This window comes from Anaerocolumna jejuensis DSM 15929, from assembly GCF_900142215.1.
Classification (GTDB): Bacteria; Bacillota; Clostridia; order Lachnospirales; family Lachnospiraceae; genus Anaerocolumna; species Anaerocolumna jejuensis.
Window position 1 is genome coordinate 68,231 of sequence record NZ_FRAC01000006.1, and the last position, 25,126, is coordinate 93,356.

Here is a 25,126-nt window from a genome sequence, read left to right on the forward strand (position 1 = left end):
CACCTCCTAAAAAAGAAAATACCTTGAATATAAAATCCAAGGCATTTTTTAGATGTACACAGGCTTATTGCAGCTATGTGATCCGGTTTTTACTGTTCACACTGTACAAAAAAAGCTCTGAAATGGTAAATCATTCCAGAGCAATCATACAAATAGGCGCGTAAAACGCGAACATCTTTTTTCTTCTTTCATCCAGACTTTACTGTCGGCTTCGGAGTTTCACCGAATCATGCCTTGCGGCTCGTGGGCTATACCACCGGTAGGGAAATGAACCCTGCCCTGAAGCTATATTCAATTGCCGTTATTATATTCTTATTGTATTCAATTGTCAATAATTATATTTGACTCTCATAACAATTTATTTTTGCCTCTCATTACAATTATTAGTCTGGTAATATGCTATATCTATTTAGATATTTATCTAATTGCACTTGACATTACATTTTTGTATGTATTATAATATCAAAAACAATGATTTGATATCCATCTAATCAAAAGGAGCGAATATGGATTCTGAATTAATAAAAAAAATAGTAAAATCCAGCGGTGTAAGGGAAGGAGAACTGATATTGGTTCAATTATGGGGAGAAGATTCTGATATTACTATTATGCATGACTTTGCTGTGGCGGTAGCAGAACTTGGAGCCTCACCTCTGGAATTACAGCAGTCAAGAAGCCACAACAGGAATATTTTTTCGGCAGCAAAAGAAGCATGCTTTCCTGAAAGATATTATTCTATCTTTGAGAAAGTGGATGCCGTTCTGGATGTATTTACCTATCAACCGGTAGTATTGAATTATGAAATTTCAAAGGAGCAAATGAATTATTACAGGAATTATATGAGGAAACTCTTTGAGACTCTGATGAAGAAAAAAAGATTTACCCAAATCCGTATTCCCACGGCAGAAAATGCCCGGGAGTCAGATTTGGATATAGAGGATTATATCAAACGGATGACAAAGGCCTATGACATTGATTACATAAAATTAAGTGAAATTTGTGAAAAGAAGATAGCAGAATTAAAGGCAGCCAGAGAAATCCTTCTGCATACCGGTGATAATTGCAGCTTAAAACTGGTAATGGGGGACAGGAACTGGATTGCTGACTGCGGTGACGGGGATTGGCCCTGCGGTGAGGTTTATATAGCCCCAATAGAAGAAAAAACTGCCGGAAAAGTATTTTACAATAAATTGTTTATAGAAAATACAGGAGTATTTGAAAAGGTAATATTAACGGTGGAAGAGGGTATCGTTATTAGCAGTAATCAGGAAAAGGTCAATGATTTTATTAAAAATTGTGCAAAAGAGAGCTTAACTGTTTGTGAGCTTGGCTTTGGCTGCAATGAAAACATTACCGGTTTGTGCGGTTATGCGGTATTGGATGAAAAAATGGCAGATTCCTTCCATATAGCAATTGGTGACAACAGAATGTTCGGCGGAAAAAATAAAGCTGACCTTCATATGGATTTTGTAGGTATTGCAGAGATAGAAATAATCAATTAGGAGAGAAGCGTATGTATAACAATGAGAAAACGGAATTTTTAGAATATCTGGAGTTATCTCTTAAAAGCTCAGAGGAGGAAATAAAGGAGCTTTCAGGAGAGGATAGAAATGATGAAGCCAATCATGTAAAAGTAAAGGCTAACATCTTTCAGATATTTAAAACAGTATTTTTAGGAGTAGTAAATCAAAAGGCTCTTGATAAAGAAGAGGTCAAAAATTTATTTCAGGCTAAAACGGAAAGCATACCAGCAAATTGGAAAAAATCCCTTGAGAATGCCAGGGCCTTTAAGGATACGGAAAAGACTATGATTGAAGAAATCAAACTGCAAACGCTGGAAGAAATAAGAACTACCTTTTTAAGGATTTGGGAGGAACAGTATGACAGAGACTGATGCATTAAAATTGTTCAAATGCCTGGCAGATAAATCAAGAATGAGGATTTTAAAATCTCTGATAATAGAAGACATGTATGTAGAAAGACTGTCCGAAAGATTGGATCTTACGCCTGCCACTATTTCCTTTCACTTAAAAAAATTAGAGGATGCAGGCGCTGTCACTGCCTATAAGGACCAATATTATATGATGTATTCTTTATGCAAGGATATTTTTATGACAAATATTTTAGAAATAATAAAGGAAGAAGCAGGGGATGCAAAGGAACAGGAGGAACGTGACAATAACTATCGGCAAAAGGTATTAGACTCCTTTTTCGAATATGGAAAATTGAAGACAATACCAGCACAACGGAAAAAAGAGCGTATTGTATTAGAAGAAATCACTAAATCCTTTGAAAAAGGAAGAGAATATACGGAGCGGGAAATAAATATTATTATCGCTGACTTTCACGATGACTTTTGCACCCTGCGAAGGGATATGATTTCTGAGGGATTGTTGGAAAGAAAAGATAATATCTACAGGGTTTGTCAGTAAAATTAATCGACTTCCTCCTTTACTTATGGTAAAATGTTACTTAATAATCACACAGACAGCATGCATAACGAGGTATTAATATTACAAAAGGATATTCAGCTGGAATTTCAGCTGGTACATAAAATAACCGGATACCAAAATTTTTGCAAGCATGACTATCAGTGGTAAAGCTATTCGTCATAAGCTTACACAATCCGTACAGGAGGACGTTACTATAAAAAGTATTCCCAATTTTATTACTGCCGTCAGAATTATACTCTCCATCCTTTTACTATTTACTGCACCCATGTCAGGAGCCTTCTTCATTATCTATGTTCTATGCGGTTCCAGTGATATTCTGGATGGGTACATTGCCAGAAAAACAAATACTTCCAGTAAGCTTGGGGCAGTTCTTGACAGTATTGCAGATTTTATATTTATAGCTGTAACATTAATTATATTAATACCGGTTATACATCTGGAGCTATGGATGCTTATCTGGCTGGTGCTTATTGCAGTGGTTAAATCAGCCACTCTATTGACTGGTTTCATAAAATACCGCACATTTGCATTTTTGCATACCCTTATGAACAAATTGACCGGCATATTATTGTTCTGCTTTCCGTTGTTCTATTATGCCTTGGGATTAGCTGCAGCAGCCGGCATACTATTAAGTATGGCAACGCTTGCCGCAGGTGAAGAATTTATAATAACCTTAACCGTCCCAACGTTTAATCCTGATAGAAAATCTATTTTAAAAAGTGAGGATAAGTAATGAACGAAAAACAGCAAAAGGTAATGGAAGAGCTTTTTACCTGTATGGATAATTCCTATAAGGATATTTTTGCACACCTGGCGGAATATGCCGTCGCCCTTGGCTATAACCCAGTCAGAAACAAAACACAGGATATTACAATAGATTTTAAAAATAATAAAACGAAAAAGTGTATTTTAAAAATGGAGCAGCACGAGCAAAAGCATGACGAATACCAGTACAAAGAAAGAAATATTCCGGGAATCAGGCTGCGTTTTTTTGCAGTAAAGGAATATTCCGATATTTTCAAGCTTGGTATTAAAAGGGTCATAGAAAATTTTGACGGCAGATATACCGGATGCTATGGGTGCGGAAGATGCGACGGTACACAGGGATATACCTACCTATATGACGATGGCAGGGAGGTATTCCGCTGCGGCTCGGAATTAATCTCAATTTTCGATTTTAGTAAAGAAAATATTCCTGAAATAGAAGCACTAATGAAAGCACAGGCAGCTTATTACAGTAAGAGTCAGGAATAGCAGCAGCCGGTGGTTACAGTTCCTGTGAAATAGAGTTTATAAAAAGGGTTAATGAAAAATCATTCAAATTATAAGAGGTAATGAAATGAAGATAGACGAATTAATCGATACCGATTTCAGCGGCTGTATAGCAATAAGAGAGCATGACAGGCATATCTTACAAAAAGCTTATGGATATGCAGACATGCCCAATAAAATACCAAATGAATTAAACACCCGGTTTGCAACGGCATCCGCCGGAAAAGTATTTGTGGCTGTGGGAATCCTGCAGCTTATTGAACAGGGTAAAATAAAACTGGAAGATACCATCGGTAACCTTCTTCCGCTTGATTTTTATCAAATCGACAGAGATATTACCGTAAAGCAGCTGTTGACACACACGTCGGGCATACCGGATTATTTTGATGAAAGCGTTATGGAGGAATATGAGGAATTATGGAAGGATTACCCCAACTATAAGATTCGTACCTCAAAGGACCTGCTTCCTCTTTTTATCCAGAAGCCTATGATGTATCCGAAAGGAGAAAAATTTCAGTATAACAACACAGGCTTTGTTGTATTAGGGCTGATTATTGAAGAAGTAACCGGACAGGCCTTTGACGAATATCTGGCTAACCAAGTTTTTGCACCAGCCGGAATGTCTGATACAGGGTATTTCGAACTGGACAGATTACCTGCAAGATGTGCCAACGCATATATTTATGACAAGGTCAGAGAAGAATATTACACCAACATATACAGCGTGGATGTAAAGGGGACGGGAGCCGGCGGCGCATTTACCACGGTTAATGATATTGAAAAGTTTTGGGATGCCTTATTTTCTTATAAGCTGCTGTCCCCCGGAATGACAGGAGAAATGTTAAAGGAACATAGTGGAAATGAAAAAGAAGGATTTTACGGCTATGGTATCTGGCTAAAAAAAGAAGAGGATAATACCTTCACCCCCTATTTTCAAGGCTGTGACCCGGGTGTAAGCTTTATATCATGGTATCATCCCGGTGAGAATAAAAACCTGACATTGGTAAGTAATTTAGGCTGCAATGTCTGGAAGCTTTTAAGAAATCTAAGAACTGCCATATAAAGTGTCCGTTATAAATCCAAAGGACAATGTCGCTGGATTATCCCTAAGAATAAACCAGCAGTAAAAGCAAATTTCAGGAAAGGCTGCTTCAGGAAAGGCTACCGCAAACAGTACGTTTATTTTTCTTTCCTGCGGCGGTATTGCAGGAAACCCTGCAATATAGTGGTGATATAATGGAGACTCCAACCAAGTATATTGAAATAATTAAGGACCAAACAAACAGGACTCTCTGGAGCCTGAACAATGTAATAGATGCAATCCCTGATTTCTACTGGGAAAGGCTTTATTGTGACATGCCGGTATGGAAGCACGTTTACCATACGCTTCATTCCCTTGATATGTGGTATATAAATCCTCTGGTATATGTAGAACCCCCTTTCCATACAGAGGGGCTTAATGACCTTGATGCAGAAACGGAAGGCTGCCTTTCCAGAGAATTACTGAAGAATTATTATCAGGATATCCAAAAAAAGATTCTTGCCTACTTAGATGGACTGGATGATGAAAAGCTTTTGGAAAAGCCCGAGAAATGTCCTTATACAAAATTCCATCTTATTATGGCACAGCACAGGCATCTTGACATGCATATAGGTATGCTGATGGGATATGTTATTGCAGGGGAAGATTTATGGCCCAGAATACTGGGACTGCAATCAGAATTTCCGGAAGGGAAATATTCTCTTTATTTCTAACCCAATTAAAATAGGTGCAGGAACATGAATGAAATTCTACATATAAAAGCAATAGAAGCAACTGACAAAGAATATTCCAGCATTTAAGTCAGAACTTTTTAAGTCAGAACTGCTAAAGATTTGAGGTGGAGAATGGAGCATTCGAAAGTTAAACTAACTATTACAGCTTCCGCATGCAGGTGCGGATATCACAGGAAGGGGGATGAATTTCTTGTCGAAGATATTTGCCCTCCCTTGTGCCATGAGTTATGGAACAGCATCTATCCTTCCGTTTATACTTTATTAAACGGAGGAATTTTGGATTATGGCAATGGTAAATCCAGGTGCTTTGATGCCAAATGTCCAGACGGGGGACGTGTTTGCATACATGGAGAAACTGTCGGTGATAAAGAAGAGTAAGGTCCAATGAGATTGAAGCATTTTGGGAAGAAAAGGAATGCTTCTCTGATAAAGGCTTACATACTAAAAATAAATTAGTAGGGATTGAAATTAAAAGAAAAGTATGATATAAATATTTATAAATTAATAATTAAAAAAAGTATTAGGCTGAAGCCTTGATCCACGTCTGTTAGGGAAAACCATAACAGGCGTGTTTTTTATGGGAGAGTGTATGAACAAAAGAAGGTTTGTTTTAGAAATACTGACTGTATTATTCGGGAATTTCCTTTATGCAGCAGGGGTGGTGTTATTTATTATTCCATCGGGACTCATTACCGGAGGAACTACCGGTATAGCATTATGTATTTACCATACAACCGGTCTGCCGGTGTCCTATTTCGTATTTGGCTTCAATATTATTATGTTTTTGTTAGGATTCTCTATCTTGGGGAAGAAATTTGCCTTTACGACCCTGATAAGTACCTTTTGTTATCCCATTGCTTTGGAGCTGTTACGCAACGCCTGGGGAAACTACATTCTTACTGATGATATATTATTATGTACAATTTTTGGCGGTATTTGTATCGGCACCTCTATTGCGCTTATTATCAGGGTTGGCGCAAGTACCGGCGGTATGGATATACCACCTTTGATATTATACAAGTTCTTTCGTATACCGGTATCTGTCAGCCTTTATATTGCAGATTGTGGGATATTGGCTCTGCAGGCATTTTTACTGAAAGGAATGCTGCAGGAAGGCGAAAAGGTACTTTATGGTATCCTTTTGGTCCTTACCTACACAATTATTATCGATAAACTGCTTATGCTAGGAACGAGCAAGATACAGATTAAAGTGGTAAGCAGTAAATCCGATCAGATTAAAGCTGCCATTATTTCTGAAATTGACAGAGGAGTTACCCTTTTACACGGCATGACAGGGTATTTGGAAAATGAGACGGACATATTGCTAAGTGTAATATCAGGCAGGGAATTGGCAAAGGTAGAAAAACTGGTGCATGACATAGACGAAGAAGCCTTTGTTATCATTAGCCGTGTCAGTGAGGTAAGAGGCAGAGGCTTCAGCCTGGGCAAAAAATATATCAAAGATAATATGTAAAATCAAAAAGAGTTTTAACCGGTAACTTAATGATATGGGCTATAAAATTTTAGAACAAGCTGCCCCAGAATTAAGCTATTAGTCAAACTAAAAATTGAACATGACAGCCTGTTGTCAGGTTTTTTTTGCTATTCTTAAAAGGTATTGAGGAATACAATAAAATAATATTTTTTAGGAGGTCATTATGGAAAATAACAGGAAAGATTTTGTTCCGCAAATTGAATTGGGAAGTGTTGTGTTAGACAGCAATGATATTAAGACTCTTTCTGATTTTTACATCCGTATGCTTGGATGGGAAAAGGAATACGAGGAAGAAGGCATCTGGATTAGTATTGTGTCAAAAGCAAAAGGTGCTCGAATTAGTTTTCAAAGTAACGAAGATTATCTTCCTCCCGTATGGCCGGAGGAAGAAGGAAAACAGCAGCAAATGGTACACCTGGATTTCAGTGTAGGAAGCAAGGAGAACCTGGAAGCTGCCGTGCAGCATGCACTGGCCTGCGGAGCTGTAAAAGCAAAGGATCAATATTCAGACCATTGGGTGGTAATGCTTGACCCGGCAGGACATCCCTTCTGCTTTGTAGAGTAGACTTTCAGGAAATTCGTACCACACTCTTTTTACGTATAAGGAGGATATTACATGAAATTAGACCGCCTGCTTGGAATTCTTACAATACTCCTGCAAAATGACAGGGTCACAGCTCCCTGGCTGGCAGACAGATTTGAGGTGTCACGCCGTACCATAGGAAGGGATATTGATGCACTTTGTATGGCGGGAATACCCATTGTGACCCACCAGGGCGGCGGAGGCGGAATATCCATCTTAGACGGTTACAAACTAGACAAGAGTATTCTTACTGCAGATGAGCTTACAGGTATAATTGCTGCTCTAAAAGGCATTGGAACGGTATCTGATTCCTCTCAGATAGAAAGGACACTGGATAAGCTTTCTGCCAGTAAGGATACTGTAATATCCTTGCAAGCCCCCATTGTGATTGATCTTGCCTCCAACTACAAGGGTACACTGACCCCTAAAATAACCCAGATCAAACAGGCTATTTTGGACCAGAAGCTGATCGAATTCGACTATTATTATGAAAAGGGACTTACTCATCGCAGGATTGAATCTTATTTTCTAATATTCCAGTGGTCTGCCTGGTATGTATTCGGCTTTTGTCTTGAGAAACAGGATTGGCGCTTATTTAAGCTGGCAAGATTATGGGAGCTGAAAACCTGTGACGAACTCTATTTCCAAAGAGCAATCCCGGAAGACAGAAAGGATTTTAATGCATATCTGCCTGATGATAAGATTCTCCTTGCGGTATTTGAGCCCTCCGCCAGATACCAGCTTATGGAGGAGTATGGGAAGGACAGCTTTACAGAAAGAGAGGACGGAAAGCTGCTGGCAGAAATCGGATATACTATAAAAGAACACATTATCAGCTGGCTCCTTGGCTTTGGGGATAAAGTCAAGGTATTGGAACCAAAAGAACTTGCGGATGAAGTAAAACAGAAAGCCGTCAACATCATAAAAAACTATTCCTGAACAGGACATACTGTGGTCCTGTTCCCTTTGGTAAGATTGGATAAAAGGTTTTAAATAGACCTATATCTTAATATAACAGAGGAGATAGTAAATATGATTGATTCAAGATGCGGACTTCATTGTACCAATTGCAAATGGAAAGAAACCAACGGATGCGGCGGATGTATCGAAACCATGGGAAACCCTTTTTACGGTGAATGTCCCGTAGCGGCCTGCTGCCAGAAAAAAGAGCTTACACATTGCGGCGAATGCAGTAACATACCCTGCAATAAGCTCTACTGCTATTCCTATCTGGATAAGGAACACGGTGATAAACCACAGGGGGAAAGAGTTGCAGTCTGCCGTGAATGGGCAGCGGCATCAAGTAAAATGAATTGGAACAAAGTTCTTCTTACTTCAGCAGGTTTTGAAGATATGGATGGAAATTCCAAGCCAAATATTACAGACTGCTTTTTGGAGATGCTTGAAAAACCGGTGTCTTCTGCTAAGGTATTATTTATCCCTACTGCAGCAATTGAGGACGATGCAAAGGAAATGGCAGAGTTATGCTTCCTTGAGCTGCTTCATACTGGGATATCAGAAGAAAATATAACGGTATATAATATCGGTGAGGATTTATCTGAAAAGGAAGCCCTTGCCTTTGATGTGATTTATTTTACCGGGGGAAATACCGGATATTTGCTAAAACGGCTCAAAGAGACCGGCTTTGAAAATATGGTAAAGAAGATGGTTTATCAAAATAAGGTTTATGTCGGTGTCAGTGCGGGAAGTCTTATAGCTGCCCCTAATATAGGTAATCCATTCCAGGAAGAGACCGGAGGCTTATGCCTTCTGAATGCCTACCTTTCCGTGCACTGCACAAAGGATATGCAGGAAAAGGAATTGCCCCTCCCTCACATTCCTTTACGTGATAACCAGGCACTGCTTGTTACATATAAGGGATACCGGCTAATAGAAGATTAAGCCTGCACATTGTAAATAAGGCTGTGATATGATTTTATATTATATCATGGCCCTTTTTATTGCTCTGTTTATATGGTTTTAATTATGTTAATATTAAATTCTTCTTGTATAATTCTAATTGTAATATTATATAAAGGATTCTTCATAAAGAAGGTAAGGTTTTTCCTGTATAATGAAACTGAAGGACTTTTTAAATAAAGAAAATAAGCCTCCTCTTGTATAGTGAAAATAAAGGACTTCCTGCATAAAGAAAATAAGACTCCTCTTGTATAATGAAATTGTAGGGCTTCTTACATAAAAAAATAAGCGACTTCTTTATTACCAAGTGGCTTCTTGTATAGTATTGAATATGGCTATATAATGAGATAAACAGCATTTCTGGATATTTGTATCATAATGAATTCAAATTATTTATTTCAGAAAGAGAAGGAGGTTACCATGACAAACGAACAAATAAATCAAATTGCCAGAAAACAATCAGCTATTGACGCGAACTGTTCCCCTGAAGATTTTCTTATGACAGAGAACAAAGTCGTTATCTCAGCTGTCCATCCGGATGCCAGAAAATATCTGGAATTGCCCTTATACTGTAATCTGATTTCCTATGGGAATAATATAGTGGCATCCGTCAACAGTGAGCTTACGAAAACAGTAAAGGAATACATAGACAGCTACCCAAAGGAGCATTGTTTTGAGACGCCGAATTTTCATGTCTTAAATGATGAGCTTGAGAAAAGAAATCATAGGATTTGCTTCATGGCAGAATATTTTCTTCCGGATATCAAGGTTCTGAAAGCTTTGCCCTGTGAGTATGAAATCAGGCTTCTTACTTCCTCTGATTTTAATGGGCTGTACAGGGAGGAATGGAGCAATGCCCTCTGTGAGAAAAGAAAGCATCTGGATGTTTTAGCTGCGGCGGCTTATGATGGCAATAAACTCATTGGGATGGCGGGCTGTTCAGCCGACTGTGATACTATGTGGCAGATTGGAATTGATGTGTTGCCGGAATACCGAAGAAGAGGAATTGCAGCAGCCTTAACAAGCCGTCTTGCCCTGGAAATCCTTGAAAGGGATAAAGTCCCCTTTTATTGTGCGGCATGGTCCAATATCCGGTCAGTCCGCAATGGAATCAAAAGTGGTTTTCGGCCTGCATGGGTTGAAATGACTGCAAAGCCGAAAGAATTCGTCAATAAAATGAATAAAATAGAGGATGACAGTCCTTCATAAAGCTTTGCTGCAGGATGGCAAAGAAAGATAAAAGAGAAAGGAGAAAGACCTGTGGATGTTAATATTATACTGTTTCCTGACTTTGAAACACTGGATGTATTCGGACCGGTGGAAATGCTGGGACACCTGGAAGAATATCACTTAAACTTTCTGTCAATAAAGGGAGGTCTGATAAAGAGCCGCCAGAACCTGGAGGTTATGACTAAACCCATCGATACCAAAAACTATTCTGGCATTCTGGTACTTCCCGGAGGGCAGGGAACACGTACGTTAGTGGAGGATTTAGGCTTTATAGAGCTTATAAAACAGCTTGCACAGGCTTCCGATTATTGCCTTACAGTGTGTACCGGCTCCGCTCTGCTTGCAAGGACTAACTTGTTAAACGGGAGAAAGGCAACCTCTAATAAGAAAGCTTTTGCCTGGGTCGAATCCGTAAATCCCCAGGTTAAATGGGTAAGTGCGGCAAGATGGGTAGTAGACGGTATCTACTATACCTCCTCGGGAGTATCTGCCGGCATGGATATGACCCTTGGCTTCATTGCCGACCGGTTTGGCACCGGGAAGGCTAGGGCGATAGCAGACAGCACAGAATATCAATGGAGTGAAGATAAGGATAAGGATCCCTTTTCAAAAAACAATGAAAATAGTAATAAAACTCCTGTGAAATCAGTATAATTATAAAAATGCCTTGTCAAAGGAGTTAATCAAATAAATTGTATTGGACATTCTTTCCCCAGGATCAAAACAATGAAAGTACAAACATGACATATATGGTAGGAACCTTCCGTGCACTGGTCGATACCATAATCCCCAGGACTCCGCGATTGGCACAGGAGTATGGTTTAATTCAGTATTATGGAGCACTGGATGCCGATATAGACCAGTTTCTGATACTTTCTTTGCAGAATCTGCAATATCCGTTGGCTGTCTATACCATGGAGCTTTTGGATCTGGCTGCTAAACTTACTTATTCGGAAGGATATGAAGGTATTTCCCAGTCCGATGAAATCACCTTTTCAAATATTCCGCCGGAAAAGAGACTTCAGGCATTGGAGCTATTGCTGGTGGCACCCATTTTTCCGGCCAATTACCCCAGAGTTTTTATGGATAATCCAGATTGGGTTTTAAATATCTACGGAGCCCTGAACAAATCAACTATGTTTGGATATTACTCGGAATGGTACGGTTACGGAAATACAAGGCTTCTTCCGCCGGAACAAAGACAGCTTGAATTTTACCCATTCAGTTGGGAACAGATTAATTATCCGGGACCCTCCCTTGGTTATCATGCACTAAGAAATAACGGTTAAAAGGAGATAATAAAATGGATACAGACGTTATTATTATTGGAGCAGGCGGAGGTGGTGCGGTAGCAGCAAAAGAACTGGGAGAGAAAGGTCTTGGAGTAATCGTTCTGGAAGCAGGTCCCTGGTACGGCAATAAGAATTGGCCTCTTCCCAACTCAGAGCCCGGAGCAAATGGCAGTACAAATTATGATGACTTAAGTATAGATTTGCTAAAGAAGAGCTTTACTGACCTGGAAGATGATATGAACGATTTCGTCTCCGGTAAATTCCGTTGGGGACCGGCCGACAGAGAAAAGCCCCCATGGACCAGAAGGATTCTCAACGGCGGCTTTATATGGCAGAATTCCGGTGTTGGAGGCAGTACCCTTCATTATTTCGGAAATTCTCCCCGTGCGTACCCTCAGTCTGTCAATAACATATGGCCTATTTCCTACGATGAATTGATTCCTTATTATGAAAAGGTTGAAACGACACTTCCGGTGAGACCTGCTCCGGCAACAGCAAAAGAGGATCTATTCATTTACGGCTGTAAAAAGGCCGGCTGGAGCCTTATAGATTCCTTGGATATCACCAGTCCGGGATACCGGATGGAAACCAATGCCATACTTCCTCCCAATCCTTTAATTAATGATCCTGATTTTAATTTTGTAACAAACAATTCCGTTGGCTGTACCTTAAGGGGACAATGCATAAACGGTTGTCACATAGGACCTACGGTTGACAGTGTTGCAAAGCGTTCCACACTGGTCAGCTATATCCCAAGAGCCCTCAGGACAAATAAAGTCGAGGTCAGGCCAAATACCTTTGTCACAAAAATTTTGACCGAAACTGATGAAAATAACGAATTGCAGGCAGTGGGAGTAGCCTTTCGCAATACCTGGACCGGAGAAACAGGAGAGTTGACAGCCAAAGTAATCGTCCTCTCAGCCGGCGGTATCGAATCTCCGCGTCTGTGGCTGAATTCAGGCCTTCCTGATAACCCCTGGGTTGGCAGAGGCCTAATCAACCATTGGTTTGACAGTGTAACCGGTATTTTCGATGAAGCAGCCGTCATGGATGCATTGGGAGTTTCTGATGTAAAGCCCTTTGTGGGACAGAATTCGGCTGTCCGGTTTGATTATCCTGGTTACGGTGCTCTTTTAATGTGCGGAGAAAGCCCGGGTATTTATTCAACTTTAGCATATGGAGCCAGTTTTATGGGCAGCAGCTCCTTAAGGAGAACAGATTCCAACGCACCCTGGGATTATGAAGGCTTGATTATTGGAGAGCAGCTGAAGGAATTCATGAGAGAATATACCAGAACATTAAGCTGTCTGATCTTAACTGATGATACGGTAGACCAAAACAACAGTATTACTCTTGATCCCTATCTGCGTGATGAAAATGGTTATCTGCCGGTTATCACTTACCAGCCAAATCCAGAAGACAGCATAAGACGGGATACCCTGGCTGCTATTTCGGCAGATATCTTTCGTAAGGCCGGAGCAAAAACAGTAGTCCGCTCCAATTGGCCTGCTGCCAGCTTCCTGCATATTATGTGTACAATGCGTATGGGGTATGTAACGGATAGCAATTGCGAAGCATATCAGGTAAAAAAATTATACATAGCGGACAACAGCGTTATTTTTAACGGAATCGGAGGTCCCAATCCCACACTTACAACCCAGGCCCTTGCAACAAGAACTGCCGATAAAATAGCAGAAAAATATTTTAGCTCCTAATATAATGTGAGTTTAATATAAGAGCTGCCCAATATGTCAGTTTATATAAACTGGCGTACTGAGCAGCTTATGCTGTTTACGGTATATCGCCCCCTCCGAAAGCCTCCCTGGTACAAGCAGAGACTTCTATTTCCTTCTGCCATTGTTTGTGTTAAAATATAAGCCATATAAAAAGGAGAACATAGAAATGAATATAAAAATAATTAACAAGGAATTTTGTATATGCAAAGTAACAAATCTGGCAGAAGTAAATTTTCAGGATGAATTTTGTTTCCTCAGTAAAACGGATGAAGAAATATCATTGGTATGTACCTCTGATTACGTCCCATCGAATACAATTGCAAAAGAAGACGGCTGGAAGGCATTTCGGGTTCAGGGAATACTGGATTTCTCCTTAACCGGAATTCTTTCTAAAATATCCTCCCTGTTAGCAGAAAATAATATAAGTATATTTGCTGTGTCAACATACAATACCGACTATATTTTTATAAAGGATTATAATTTTCAGAATGCACTAACGGTACTAAAGGAGTATGGCTATACAATTGAATAAAGGATGGTAACATGCTATGGAGAATAGATTCTGTGCCTTCCTTCGGGGCATAAATGTAAAGGGCACCAGTATGAAAATGGATGACCTTAAGGCCGCTTTTGCCAGTATGGGCTTCGCTAATATTAAAACAATACTGGCATCTGGAAATGTTATATTTGACTCGGAAAAAGAGCTAAGCCAGGAAGAACTAAAGCTTTTTATTGAAAAAGAATTAAGCAGCTATTTTCAATACGATGCTCATGTCTTTTTGCGGAAAACAAAGGAAATAGAAGTAATCTTAAGGGATATTGATGCTTATCCTGCACCAAAAGACTGTCATCAGTACGCATTGATATGCGATAGCAAAGAGAGCTTTACGGAATTAAAGGAGCTTTTTGACAGCATAGCCCACGAGCCTATGGAACAATTTTTTGTCGTGTCAAGCAATGCTTTCTGGATAGTACCAAAAGGCTCAACCTTAAGCTCAGAATTCGGCTCAAAGGTCCTTGTAAAAAAACAGTATAAAAGCAGTTTGACCTCCCGTAACAGGAATACGATGGAAAAAATCTATAATGCCATGAATAACCCAAAGAAAAACTAAAATTTTAAGGAGGCTGTAATAATGGAAGATACCGTTTTACTGATAATTGATGTTCAGACTGCACTTATGGAGGAGCATCCCTGCAATGAAGAAAAAGTAATAGAAAACATACAAAAATTAATTTCATATTCCAGAAATAACGGAATAGAAGTTATCTATATACGTCATGACGACGGACCTGGGACAGAATTAGAAAATAATACACGGGGATGGCAGATTTTTGATAAGGTTGCCCCAAAGGATACGGATAAGATTTTTGAAAAGAATTTCAACAGTGCTTTCCGAAAGACCGGCTTAAAGGAATACCTGGACAGTAAGAATATCAGGAAGCTGATACTGACAGGCTTACAGACAGAATACTGCATTGATGCCACTGTAAAGTCCGCCTTTGAACAGGAATATGAAGTCATTATCCCTGAAGAGACCAACTCTACTTTTGATAATCCGTATCTTACCGGAAAGCAGCTTTATGAATTTTTTAATTATACCTTATGGAATAACCGCTTTGCTAAGGTAATGCCCTTAGAAGATATCCTGAAATAAACACAAAGTTTAAAAAGTGCCTATTCCAAGAATACCGTACAATTCAGCCAGCTTTGTTATGGTATAGGTACTTTGTATATCCGATGTATTAGTGATATTTTTGCGGTTAATCCAACAGGTGTCAATTCCTGCAAGGTTGCCGCCCTTTATATCGCTGCTCAGGGAATCGCCGATTACCAGGGCACTTTCTGCCTTAAAATCCTTCATATGTTCTTTTACATAGTCAAAAAATTCTCCGGCCGGTTTCTGGTATCCAATTTCCTGGGATATGAAGATATCCTCAAAAAACGGATAGAGATTGGTCATCTTCAAACGGCTAAGCTGGGTTTCTGTAACACCGTTTGTTATAACAAAGAGCCTGAAGGAACCGGATAAATCCTTGCACAGTTCAAAGGCTCCGTCAATCAGCTGGTAACCCCTTCCTAACAATGCTCGGTATTGTGCTTCCCATAAGGTTCCGTCCACGGTCATGCCAAGTTCCAGCAGTGTTCTGGAAAAGCGGGTATTCAATACCTCATTAAGGGAAATCGTACCCTTTTCATAGCCGGCCCATAATTCTTTATTCACGGCATCATATATATCAAATACCTCCCTGGTAAAGGAAATCCCATTATCTTCAAAAAGCTTCTCCAAAGAAACTTTTTCATTAGCCTCAAAATCCAAAAGAGTATCGTCCAAATCAAAAAGCAGTAATTCATATTTCTTACTTCCAGGCTTATGAATTTTGCTGCCTTCATCCGGCTTATCCAATGATTTTTTAATCCCTGTATAATGCTTATTTTCTTCCATAGTAAAGTACCTCCTGTAGATTTACATATTATACAACTTTACTGGATATACCGCAGTTTGTCAACCTGCGCTCCCATTGCACGACAAACGCACGAAAGAAATTTATGGTAGCGGACGATAACCAATGGAGTTGTTTGTGCATATCCATTATTTTGTCTTATGCATTTTCTGTGCCCAAAATCCTATAAGACCCAAACAACACAACAACTGTCCAAGAGTTTATTGCCAATCCCCAGATGATTTTGGCTTACCTTTCGTAATTTTCTATTGAGGCGTTCCCTAATGACACTTAAATGGCAGCAGCTGTTCCTAGGTAAAATTATACCACTGTCTGAGCTCACAGCCCTGCACAAATACAACCTTCCAGCGAGTTTGGTATAATTTCACCTGCCAGGAACAGCTGCTGGCATTTTAGTGGAATTCGGAACCCCGAACGAGAAAATTACGAAAGGTAAGCCAAAATCATCGTCCGTTCCCAATCCCCCAATCCAAGCCCCCTTGCGATATTTCTTAAATCTAAGCCCCCTCAAGGCATTTTCTGTTCGACTTTTGTCCCGTTATTTGATAAAATAACTAATACAAGCATTCATACAATGAGTACAGTGTTTAATATAACCAAGAATAGGAGAGAACAGATATGACAGTACGTTTTGGTATCATTGGATTAGGGGCAATTGCAACCAGATTTGCAACTGTATTAAAAACGGCAGAAAATACTGCCCTAACTGCAGTAGCATCAAGAGAAATGGCAAGGTCAGAGAAGTTTGCCAAAGAATATGGAGCTGCAAAGGCCTATGATAATTATATGGATTTGATTCAGGATGAAGAAGTGGACATTATATATATAGCATTAACTCATAATTTTCACTATGATATTGTAAAGAAATGCATTCTAAACGGCAAGGCAGTATTATGTGAAAAGCCCTTTGTTACCAGCCAGAAGGATGCGGCGGAGCTTATAGCTCTTGCAAAAGAGAAACAGGTTCTTCTTATGGAGGCTATGTGGACAAGATGCATCCCCACCTTTCAAAAGGCAAAGGAATGGGTTACGAAGGGATTTATTGGAAAACCTCAGTTGGTGCAGGCTGCTTTTTGCTTCAATATTCCATTTGATAAGGAGCACCGGTTATTTAATCCTGATTTAGCAGGCGGCGGTTTATATGACGCAGGAGTATATCCTCTGGAATTTGCTACCGGCATCTTAGGTGAGAACCCGGTAACGATAAATGGAATTGCTCATAAGTGTGCTACCGGAGTGGATGACTTTTCGGTAATTAATTTGGGCTTTGAAAGCGGGGCATTAGCTTCCCTTTCCTGTGGGTTAAATGCCAATGTGTCACAGGATGCAAATGTTTATGGAACAGAAGGCCGTGTGATAGTATATGATTTTCTTGGTTCTCACAAATGCGAAAGATATGACGCAAACAACCAGCTGGTTGAAAGCTTTACCGTAGAATTTGAAGATGGTTTTCTATATGAAATCCTGCATATTTGCGAATTATTTAGGGGAAAGAAGTTAGAAAGTCCACTTATTCCGCTGAGCGATACCAGGGCCTGTGCTGAAATATTTGACACTTTAATGGACCAGTGGAATTAATACAATCCGTCTTTTCAGGCAAATATAAAGAAACAGGTATAATAGTAAGCAGTAGCAGGAAATAAGCAGTAAGGCAGGAAAAAGGAGGAAGAAACATTTCAAGCTTATTAAAATGGTGCTATAACACTGGAAAAGCACTAACACTTTTTCCTTCCTGCCTAAGCTTATGGATTACTAAAAAAGAAAAACGATTTCGGCTTTTTTTATAAATCATGTAAAAAGCAATCACAGAGGTGGTCATTAACCATGCCGATAGATTGCATATAAGCATAGATAATTGTTGAACCTACGAACTTAAAGCCTAATTTTTTCATATCCTTGCTGATAGTATCGGATAAAGGGGTGCTTGCCGGGACCTCAGAAAGGTTCTGCCAATTATTTTTTATAGGCTTATAGTCAACATATTTCCAAAGAAAATCATTTAGAGAGCCATATTGCTCTACCACCTTAAAATAAGCTTTGGCATTGGTAATTGCTGCCTGGATTTTTAACCGGTTTCTGATGATTCCTGGATTTTGAAGAAGCTCTTCAATCTTATTATTATCATAATGGATTAAAATAGATGGATCAAAGTTGTCATAGGCCTTATAAAAATTCTCCCTCTTCTTTAATATAGTTGCCCAGCTTAAGCCTGCCTGCTGGCCCTCCAGAAGAAGCATGGCAAAAAGCCTTCTGTCCTCATATTCAGGCCTTCCCCATTCCTTATCATGGTATTCTGTTTCTTCTGCACTGCTGTCAGCCCAACTGCAGCGTATTATTTCCGGACCTTCCATTTTTGTATCCTCCTTGCATAATCTGGTACCCTTAGAAGTTCTACCGGTATTATAGCATAACTGCCGGTAAATGTAATTATTATTGTGAATCAAATGCCTCAATTGACTGAAACTGGAAAAGAGGTTATAATATATAATGCTATTAACTATCTGAAAAAGGAACTATCATATAAGATGGGGAATCAGGTTAGCGGCAGGTTACAGCGGCGCAAAAACAGTGAAAATGCGACAGCTTCAGGCGGTTATCTAACAGGAGAAATTAGCCGATTAATATTATACATGGCTATAAAATAGAAAGGTGATGAAATATGGAAAAAAATAAACTGGAAGAATTAAGGCTGATATTAAAGAAATTTGCTGAATCAGGATGGGAGGTTATTGACGGCCCTTCCAATGCATGGCTGGAAGGAAAAAGCAGCAAGGAAGCTCTTGTTGCTGCCATCAACCAGGCTGACATAGAATGCGGAAGCTGCGGCTGCGAATTTGACCCCCTTTATAAAAGGGCATTAGAGCTTTGTGCTGAACTTTGACCGGATTACTTTAAAACTCAGATGACATTTTACATGGAGATAACATACAAATGAGAGATAATAATAAAATAAAAAGATTGGTACTTTCTATCAGTCTCGGACTAGTCCTTTCAATGGGATGCATCAACACTGGATTGGATGCCTCTGCCGCTTCAACGGATACCAAAAGTAACACCTATAATGTTACCTTAGACCCTCAGGGAGGTACGGTAAGCAGCAATAAAATAAAGGTAACAGTGGGAAAAAACTATGGTACCCTGCCGGTTCCTGCCAAACAAAATTACACCTTCCGGGGCTGGTATATCTTCCCTTCCGGCGGAACCAGGATAAATGCCGAAAAAGAGGTTACTATTGCAAAGGACCACACCCTTTATGCCCAGTGGGACGGAAAGGATTTTGACATAACTCTGGATGCCAATGAAGGAACCCTGGATATCAAGAAAATTTCTGTACGCTATGGAACAAGGTATTTTCAGACGCTTCCCACTCCCAAAAGAGCGAACTATGAATTCAGCGGTTGGTATACCCAGAAAAAAAATGGCATGCAGATAACAGCCAATACTCTTTACAAAGATAACCCGCCTAAAAAGCTTTATGCCCTATGGACAAAGAGGATTCTGACAATCAAATTCGTTGCCTATAACGGGGAAGACTATGAGAAAAAGGTTACCTGCGGCGGCACCTACGGGGCACTGCCAAAACCTATAAAAAAGGGAAGTACTTTTAAAGGCTGGTTTACCTGGAAGGATTATCCAAATATAGATGCTACTCCAATTGTGAGTACCACAAAGGTAACAGATACCTCACCCACAACACTATTTGCAAGGTGGTACTAAGCAATTAATCATTTTTCAAGCTGACAATCATGCGGTATCTTAAGCTTGCTTGGGATACCGCTTAAATACGATTAAAAATGCAACGCATTCTTAATCTACTCCTAAAATGAAATCCCTGCCCCTCTGCCAGTAAACATTTATGACAGGAGAGCAGGGATATTTATTATTTTACAAACTTAACCTGGAAGGTAGCTCCGGCGTTTCCCAGAAAGACAAGATAACCTTCCTTGGGAAGTGTTATCACCTTATCCTTTTTGATATAAGAATAAGCAAGACATGTATTATCACTGTTATAAAGTGCATAAGCAGCATTTTTGGGTACTGTGATTGAAACTTTTTTAGAAGCATTCTTCTTACTGATGGAATACCAGGCAGCATAACCGTTATCAGCTATGCTGTATTTTTTATTTACGGTTGAAAGGGGCTTAACATAATCAGAGGATACGAATACTCCTGCATTTACTTTAAGATATTCAACTGCTCCTTCTTTATAGAAGGTATAATCAGACAAATCCCTGCCGCTGGTATCCGGAATTTCCAAAGTACTTTTAGCAGTATTATCATCAATAATAGCTGTGTTCATCCAATAGCCCTTTATACCCTCAGGCATCAGAAGCTCTGCAAAGGGCGCTGACAAGGCGTAAGTCTCGGAGCTGTATTTTTCAGACACCAGGAAATAGGTCTTGCCAGACCTTTTCTGCCAGATTTTTTGAAGGCTTGAGGAAATAGGGTTATCCGACAGCTTCTCACCTAAATAACCGGCAGTCTTCATTTGACCAAGTCCCGGCAGATTACCATAGCCGGAATGATAAAGATAGGTATTTCCATTGGCTGCTTTTTCAAAGGAGATGTAATAGCTTCCATCGGTAAAGTAGAACTTACCGTCTCCGGTATAATAGAACAACTGTGCAGGAGCTGTGGGAGCTAACAGGCTTTTTACTGTAAGAGTTCCATCTTCCTTCATAGTAATCTTCATCCCATTACTTGTATTGCCATAAACACCTTCATACTGCTTCATATCATCTGTCAGCGGTACTTTCTTAGGAAGTGTAAAGGCTACAGAGGAGTTTATTTTATCAATCCGTCCCTTGGCTTTCAGGGCTTCCAGCAGGATATTCTGTCCCATCAGCTGGTCATATGCACTGGTACTGCCGGAGGACAAGACAGCTACTGCCATGTTTTCATCCGGTAAAACAATAAGGCTGCCATGGTAAACAATGGTATCTCCGCCTTTTGTAAGAGCTTTGATCCCATAGGTATCAAAAGGAGAGGTATTCACCGTATCCCAGCCAAGACCATAGGAGAGGGCACTTCCGTTTGCAGGCCAGAATCCCCTGCTGTATTCGGGATATTTTGTCGCATCTGCATCAAGAGAAGAAAGTACACGCTGATAGGAACCGGCAGACATAAAAAGCTGGGCAAAACGGCATAAATCTTCCGCAGAAGAATAGATTCCGCCCGCTCCGATGGCATGAAGGGTTTCTGTTGGAAGTGCGGAGGGGAAAAGCGTGGAATAGACACCCGCAAAAAGAGTAGGTGCTGAAGCTTCTGTTGGAGTAGATGTTTTAGCAAGGTTAAGCGGAGCAGAAATGTTATTTCGTATATACTGCGAAAAGGAAATATCGGTAAGCTTTTCTACCAGAATTTCTGCCAGAGTAAAACCATCATTACAGTATACAGAAAATGCACCCGGTGCTGCCTTTAGCCGCTGGCTTTTTAGATTATTGAGAAAACTGTCATGGGAAATAGTATCCTTATCCTGAAATAACGCAGTATTTTCAAAGGTACTGCCCATAAGTCCTGACGAATGGTTTATCAGCATTCTAACGGTAATATCCTTGTAACGTTCATCAGCCATGGTAAATTCGGGAAGATATGTAACTACAGGGGTGTCCAGTTTGAGTTTTCCCTGTTCTGCCAGCTGCAATACGGCAACCGTTGTAAAGACTTTGCTGATGGAGCCGATTCCATATATATCGGCAGAGGTGCTTTCAGAATTATGACTGCTTTTTATATGCTTACTTGAGAGCACTATGCTTCCGTTGTCAATAAGTGCATAGGATACGCTGTCAGCACCGTATAATGAGGTTAAGGTCCTTGCCTCTTTCTCCGCGGCAGCCTTTACAGAATCTGAGCTCGCAGAACCACTTGCGGAAACGGTAGAAGAGGAAACAGCGTCAGCTGGCGTTACATCTGCATGGGCGATGGGAGAGCGGAGCGGATATACTGTAAAACTTAAAATAAGTATCAATGTGATTGAAAGATATCTTTTAAATATTTTTTTGCTCATGTTGTTTCATTACTCCTGTTTTAAGATTCTTACTTTGCTATATGGAATAATAAAAGTAAGGTACTTATAGTATAACATAATATGAAAGATTTGCCATATTAATATGGAAATATTTATATGATAAGTGTATAATGGTATAGTTGGCATAATGAAAGAAGAGGACAACGGTTGAAAGAAAATATAATAAAAGAAAGGTTGCCACACTGTGATTCTTTCAATCTGCGAAACTAATTTCGCATTTTAATGTTGTGGCAGTACCGCAGGTAATCCGGCGGGTACAAAATGGGTACTAAAAATGAACCAGCTAAAAAAGTTTGGAAAAATGCTTTCAATTGTATTAATGCTTTCTATGGTGATGCAATTAGCTCTTCCCATTCACCTTACTACAGTTGCAAATGCAGCTACAGTAGCAGTCAATCCCAAAAAGGTAACTCTTGAAGTCGGGAAAACAAAAATATTAAAAGTAACAGGGACAAAAGTAAAAGCAATATGGAAATCCAGTAATGTCAAGGTTGCAACTGTGAGTAAAACCGGTTTGGTCACTGCAAAACAGGCTGGCAAAGCAACCATTACCGCAACGGTAAAAACTAAAAAATATATCTGTATCGTTACAGTAAAGGATGTAAAAAAGAACAACCCTTTAGTAAATGCCGCACCCTTTAAGGCACAGGCAGTTACCTCTGGGGCCATCAGTTACATAGTCCCCAGCAATTGGAATAAGACCGAAACAGAAGCAAATGGTTACAAGCAAATAGTTCTGATTCCAAAAACAGCAGAAGCAGCTGGAAAATCGTCAAATATAGCATTGATTTTGTCCAACCTGAAAAGCCCTATTGATTCAGCCACATTAGAATCACTTTATAAAGAAGTTACAACTGATGCATTGGTATCCCAATTTGCACAGGCAGGTATGGAGGTTACTATCAGTAATCTAACTGTAAACAGTTATAAAACAGAGCTTGGATTGGGTTACGTCACTCAATATGATTTGAACTACAGTGGAACAGCAATGAAACAAGTTATTTATGGTATTTATACTAATAAACACTTTATACAAATCACTGTAACAGACATCAATGATAATCTATCCCCTGATGTAAAACAGGTTGCTGACTATCTGTTAAAAACCATTCAGGTTTCTGAGTAAGCAGTATAAGTATTTTTAACTTCAGATTAAATAAATTTAACTGATTGAATTTTGTGCATCTCATTCAAGCTGTTTTATATCGTTTTCTTTATAAAACAGCTTGTTTATGGGATGCATAATTTTTTATTCCATTTTTAAAAGAGTACACAACTATAAGCAATATCACGAAAAACTTCAAAACCCAAAAGAAAACAAAAGAAACATTTGATTTCCAGGTCCCTCGGTGTTAGAATTTTATTTATTGGCATTAAAATAGAAATTTTCTTATTAAGCTATCGAGGTTGGACAAATGAAAAATGAACATAACTCAAAGGTGAGTATCACAGAGGGAGTAATATGGAAGCAGCTTTTGCTATATTTCTTCCCTTTATTATTTGGAACTTTTTTTCAGCAATTATATAATACAATCGATGCAGTGGTTGTCGGAAGATATGTAGGGAAGGAAGCCTTGTCCGCAGTAGGAGGCGCTACCGGCACCCTGATTAATGTTTTAATTGGTTTCTTTGTCGGATTATCATCCGGTGCCACTGTTATCATATCCCAATACTATGGAGGAAAGAAAAAAGAGGAAGTTAACCAATCCGTTCATACGGCAATTGCCCTTGCTATTACCGGAGGATTTGTGATTATGATTATCGGCTTCCTGGGTTCCCCCTATGCCCTTAAGCTAATGGGTACTCCAAAGGAAATCTATAAGGATGCCCTCACCTTCATCCGGATTTACTTTTTAGGAACGGTATTTAATGTTGTGTATAACATGGGAGCTGGAATATTAAGGGCAATCGGAGACTCCAAAAGGCCTTTGTATTTCCTCATTATAAGCTGCGGTGTGAACATCGTTCTGGATCTTCTTTTTGTTGTTGTTTTCCACTGGGGTGTAGGAGGAACAGCCGCGGCTACCGTACTTTCCCAGTTATTAAGCGCCTGTCTTATCTGCATGGTTTTAATGAAGACGGATGACTGTTATAAGCTGTACCTCTCAAAAATCCGTTTTCATAAGGAAATATTAAAAAGAATTATACATATCGGGCTTCCGGCAGGAGCGCAGTCTCTCATGTATTCGACCTCCAACCTGTTAATCCAGTCCAGTATGAACAGCTTTAATATCAATGTACTGGCTGCCTGGACAGCCTATGGAAAGATTGACGGTATTTTCTGGATGATCATGAATTCCTTTGGTGTATCCGTTACCACCTTCGTGGGGCAGAATTTTGGAGCAGGAAAACAGGACAGGGTCCAGAAAGGAATTCGTGTCTGCCTGGGCTTTGCCATGGCCTCCGCCCTATTTTTAAGTGTTACCTTAAGTATTTTTGCTGCCAATATTATGGGAATCTTTAATAAAGACCCTGCCGTTATTCAGGAAGGCCTGGTAATTCTTCATTTTCTTGTACCAACCTATTGTACCTATGTGTTGATTGAGATTCTTTCCGGTGCCTTAAGAGGAATGGGACAGGCAATGATACCCTTTATCCTGACCTTTTTGGGCGTGTGTGTACTAAGAATTGCCTGGATATTATCAGCAGTCCCTGTATGGCATGATGTAAAGACAGTAATATTTTCCTATCCCTTGACCTGGAGTGTGACCTCCCTATTATTCCTTATTTACTATTTTTATTTTAAGAAAAAGAACGGCCTGATAAATATGTCCATATAAAAGCTGAAATCATATAAAAGCTGGAATATAAGGCATTTTATACTGGAAGTGTTCAATAAGGATTAATTCAGCTTATAAGCAAACCGCAAAAAAAGGAA

27 protein-coding genes and 1 riboswitch are annotated in these 25,126 nt (G+C 39.6%); of the genes, 24 read left to right on the plus strand and 3 right to left on the minus strand.

Annotated features, from left to right (window positions below; translation table 11 throughout):
- Positions 1-176 precede the first annotated feature (176 nt).
- A riboswitch (FMN riboswitch) is annotated at positions 177-291 on the minus strand.
- Positions 292-506: 215 nt separating this feature from the next.
- From BUB77_RS00275 to BUB77_RS00365, 19 genes are all read left to right on the plus strand, one after another.
- A complete protein-coding gene (locus BUB77_RS00275; RefSeq protein WP_073271659.1) occupies positions 507-1,502 on the plus strand; it encodes an aminopeptidase in 996 nt (331 codons plus the stop codon).
- A gap of 11 nt (positions 1,503-1,513) precedes the next feature.
- Positions 1,514-1,894 (plus strand): hypothetical protein, encoded by a 381-nt coding sequence (locus BUB77_RS00280; protein ID WP_073271662.1) that lies wholly within the window; start codon positions 1,514-1,516, stop codon positions 1,892-1,894.
- Entirely contained in the window at positions 1,881-2,432 is a 552-nt protein-coding gene (locus tag BUB77_RS00285) for a metalloregulator ArsR/SmtB family transcription factor (protein WP_073271664.1), read from the plus strand. The genes BUB77_RS00280 and BUB77_RS00285 overlap by 14 nt, the downstream gene beginning before the upstream one ends.
- A gap of 151 nt (positions 2,433-2,583) precedes the next feature.
- Entirely contained in the window at positions 2,584-3,186 is a 603-nt protein-coding gene (locus tag BUB77_RS00290; RefSeq protein WP_084123837.1) for a CDP-alcohol phosphatidyltransferase family protein, read from the plus strand.
- Entirely contained in the window at positions 3,186-3,707 is a 522-nt protein-coding gene (locus BUB77_RS00295) for a hypothetical protein (RefSeq protein ID WP_073271666.1), read from the plus strand. Before BUB77_RS00290 ends, BUB77_RS00295 begins: the two co-directional genes overlap by 1 nt.
- 85 nt (positions 3,708-3,792) lie before the next feature.
- A complete protein-coding gene (locus BUB77_RS00300; protein WP_073271669.1) occupies positions 3,793-4,788 on the plus strand; it encodes a serine hydrolase domain-containing protein in 996 nt (331 codons plus the stop codon).
- 173 nt (positions 4,789-4,961) lie between these two features.
- On the plus strand, positions 4,962-5,480 hold the full coding sequence (locus BUB77_RS00305) for a hypothetical protein (RefSeq protein WP_073271671.1): 519 nt from the start codon (positions 4,962-4,964) through the stop codon (positions 5,478-5,480).
- A 132-nt stretch (positions 5,481-5,612) separates the two neighbouring features.
- On the plus strand, positions 5,613-5,879 hold the full coding sequence (locus tag BUB77_RS00310; RefSeq protein ID WP_073271674.1) for a TIGR04076 family protein: 267 nt from the start codon (positions 5,613-5,615) through the stop codon (positions 5,877-5,879).
- Between the two features lie 211 nt (positions 5,880-6,090).
- A complete protein-coding gene (locus BUB77_RS00315; protein ID WP_242962305.1) occupies positions 6,091-6,975 on the plus strand; it encodes a YitT family protein in 885 nt (294 codons plus the stop codon).
- A gap of 184 nt (positions 6,976-7,159) precedes the next feature.
- Positions 7,160-7,561, plus strand: a complete 402-nt coding sequence (locus BUB77_RS00320; protein WP_073271679.1) for a VOC family protein — start codon at positions 7,160-7,162, stop codon at positions 7,559-7,561.
- Positions 7,562-7,612: 51 nt separating this feature from the next.
- Positions 7,613-8,518, plus strand: coding sequence for a helix-turn-helix transcriptional regulator (locus BUB77_RS00325; protein WP_073271681.1), 906 nt, complete (start codon positions 7,613-7,615; stop codon positions 8,516-8,518).
- A 93-nt stretch (positions 8,519-8,611) separates the two neighbouring features.
- Complete coding sequence (locus BUB77_RS00330) at positions 8,612-9,481, plus strand: Type 1 glutamine amidotransferase-like domain-containing protein (RefSeq protein WP_073271684.1); 870 nt, start codon at positions 8,612-8,614, stop codon at positions 9,479-9,481.
- Between the two features lie 438 nt (positions 9,482-9,919).
- The gene (locus BUB77_RS00335; RefSeq protein ID WP_073271687.1) at positions 9,920-10,708 is read left to right on the plus strand and encodes a GNAT family N-acetyltransferase; all 789 of its coding nucleotides are present in this window, start codon (positions 9,920-9,922) and stop codon (positions 10,706-10,708) included.
- Positions 10,709-10,759: 51 nt separating this feature from the next.
- Positions 10,760-11,383 carry a DJ-1/PfpI family protein gene (locus BUB77_RS00340; RefSeq protein WP_073271690.1) on the plus strand — a complete coding sequence of 208 codons (624 nt, stop codon included), beginning with the start codon at positions 10,760-10,762 and terminating at the stop codon, positions 11,381-11,383.
- A gap of 86 nt (positions 11,384-11,469) precedes the next feature.
- Positions 11,470-12,018 carry a gluconate 2-dehydrogenase subunit 3 family protein gene (locus tag BUB77_RS00345; protein WP_139241068.1) on the plus strand — a complete coding sequence of 183 codons (549 nt, stop codon included), beginning with the start codon at positions 11,470-11,472 and terminating at the stop codon, positions 12,016-12,018.
- A 14-nt stretch (positions 12,019-12,032) separates the two neighbouring features.
- The gene (locus BUB77_RS00350; RefSeq protein WP_073271695.1) at positions 12,033-13,736 is read left to right on the plus strand and encodes a GMC family oxidoreductase N-terminal domain-containing protein; all 1,704 of its coding nucleotides are present in this window, start codon (positions 12,033-12,035) and stop codon (positions 13,734-13,736) included.
- Between the two features lie 187 nt (positions 13,737-13,923).
- Complete coding sequence (locus BUB77_RS00355) at positions 13,924-14,289, plus strand: ACT domain-containing protein (RefSeq protein WP_073271698.1); 366 nt, start codon at positions 13,924-13,926, stop codon at positions 14,287-14,289.
- A gap of 16 nt (positions 14,290-14,305) precedes the next feature.
- Positions 14,306-14,869, plus strand: a complete 564-nt coding sequence (locus tag BUB77_RS00360) for a DUF1697 domain-containing protein (RefSeq protein WP_073271700.1) — start codon at positions 14,306-14,308, stop codon at positions 14,867-14,869.
- 21 nt (positions 14,870-14,890) lie between these two features.
- A complete protein-coding gene (locus BUB77_RS00365) occupies positions 14,891-15,412 on the plus strand; it encodes a cysteine hydrolase family protein (protein WP_073271702.1) in 522 nt (173 codons plus the stop codon).
- A gap of 9 nt (positions 15,413-15,421) precedes the next feature.
- On the opposite strand, the gene BUB77_RS00370 is transcribed toward BUB77_RS00365, so the two are convergent.
- Positions 15,422-16,201 (minus strand): YjjG family noncanonical pyrimidine nucleotidase, encoded by a 780-nt coding sequence (locus tag BUB77_RS00370; protein WP_084123838.1) that lies wholly within the window; start codon positions 16,199-16,201, stop codon positions 15,422-15,424.
- Between the two features lie 637 nt (positions 16,202-16,838).
- Between BUB77_RS00370 and BUB77_RS00375 the strand changes: the two genes are divergently transcribed.
- A complete protein-coding gene (locus BUB77_RS00375; protein ID WP_073271705.1) occupies positions 16,839-17,798 on the plus strand; it encodes a Gfo/Idh/MocA family protein in 960 nt (319 codons plus the stop codon).
- A 203-nt stretch (positions 17,799-18,001) separates the two neighbouring features.
- Here BUB77_RS00375 and BUB77_RS00380 read toward each other — a convergent pair whose 3' ends face one another.
- Positions 18,002-18,571, minus strand: a complete 570-nt coding sequence (locus BUB77_RS00380) for a DNA-3-methyladenine glycosylase I (protein ID WP_073271707.1) — start codon at positions 18,569-18,571, stop codon at positions 18,002-18,004.
- Positions 18,572-18,879: 308 nt separating this feature from the next.
- On the opposite strand from BUB77_RS00380, the gene BUB77_RS00385 reads away from it, so the two are divergent.
- Together BUB77_RS00385 and BUB77_RS00390 are read left to right on the plus strand one after the other, a co-directional pair.
- Positions 18,880-19,101, plus strand: a complete 222-nt coding sequence (locus tag BUB77_RS00385; protein WP_242962307.1) for a hypothetical protein — start codon at positions 18,880-18,882, stop codon at positions 19,099-19,101.
- A gap of 50 nt (positions 19,102-19,151) precedes the next feature.
- Positions 19,152-19,937, plus strand: a complete 786-nt coding sequence (locus BUB77_RS00390; RefSeq protein WP_073271710.1) for an InlB B-repeat-containing protein — start codon at positions 19,152-19,154, stop codon at positions 19,935-19,937.
- Positions 19,938-20,100: 163 nt separating this feature from the next.
- Here BUB77_RS00390 and BUB77_RS00395 read toward each other — a convergent pair whose 3' ends face one another.
- Positions 20,101-22,227, minus strand: a complete 2,127-nt coding sequence (locus BUB77_RS00395) for a serine hydrolase domain-containing protein (protein ID WP_073271713.1) — start codon at positions 22,225-22,227, stop codon at positions 20,101-20,103.
- 295 nt (positions 22,228-22,522) lie between these two features.
- On the opposite strand from BUB77_RS00395, the gene BUB77_RS00400 reads away from it, so the two are divergent.
- Positions 22,523-23,374: an Ig-like domain-containing protein gene (locus BUB77_RS00400; protein ID WP_073271715.1), complete on the plus strand. Its 852-nt coding sequence runs from the start codon at positions 22,523-22,525 to the stop codon at positions 23,372-23,374.
- 289 nt (positions 23,375-23,663) lie between these two features.
- Positions 23,664-25,028: an MATE family efflux transporter gene (locus BUB77_RS00405; protein WP_073271718.1), complete on the plus strand. Its 1,365-nt coding sequence runs from the start codon at positions 23,664-23,666 to the stop codon at positions 25,026-25,028.
- Positions 25,029-25,126 lie beyond the last annotated feature (98 nt).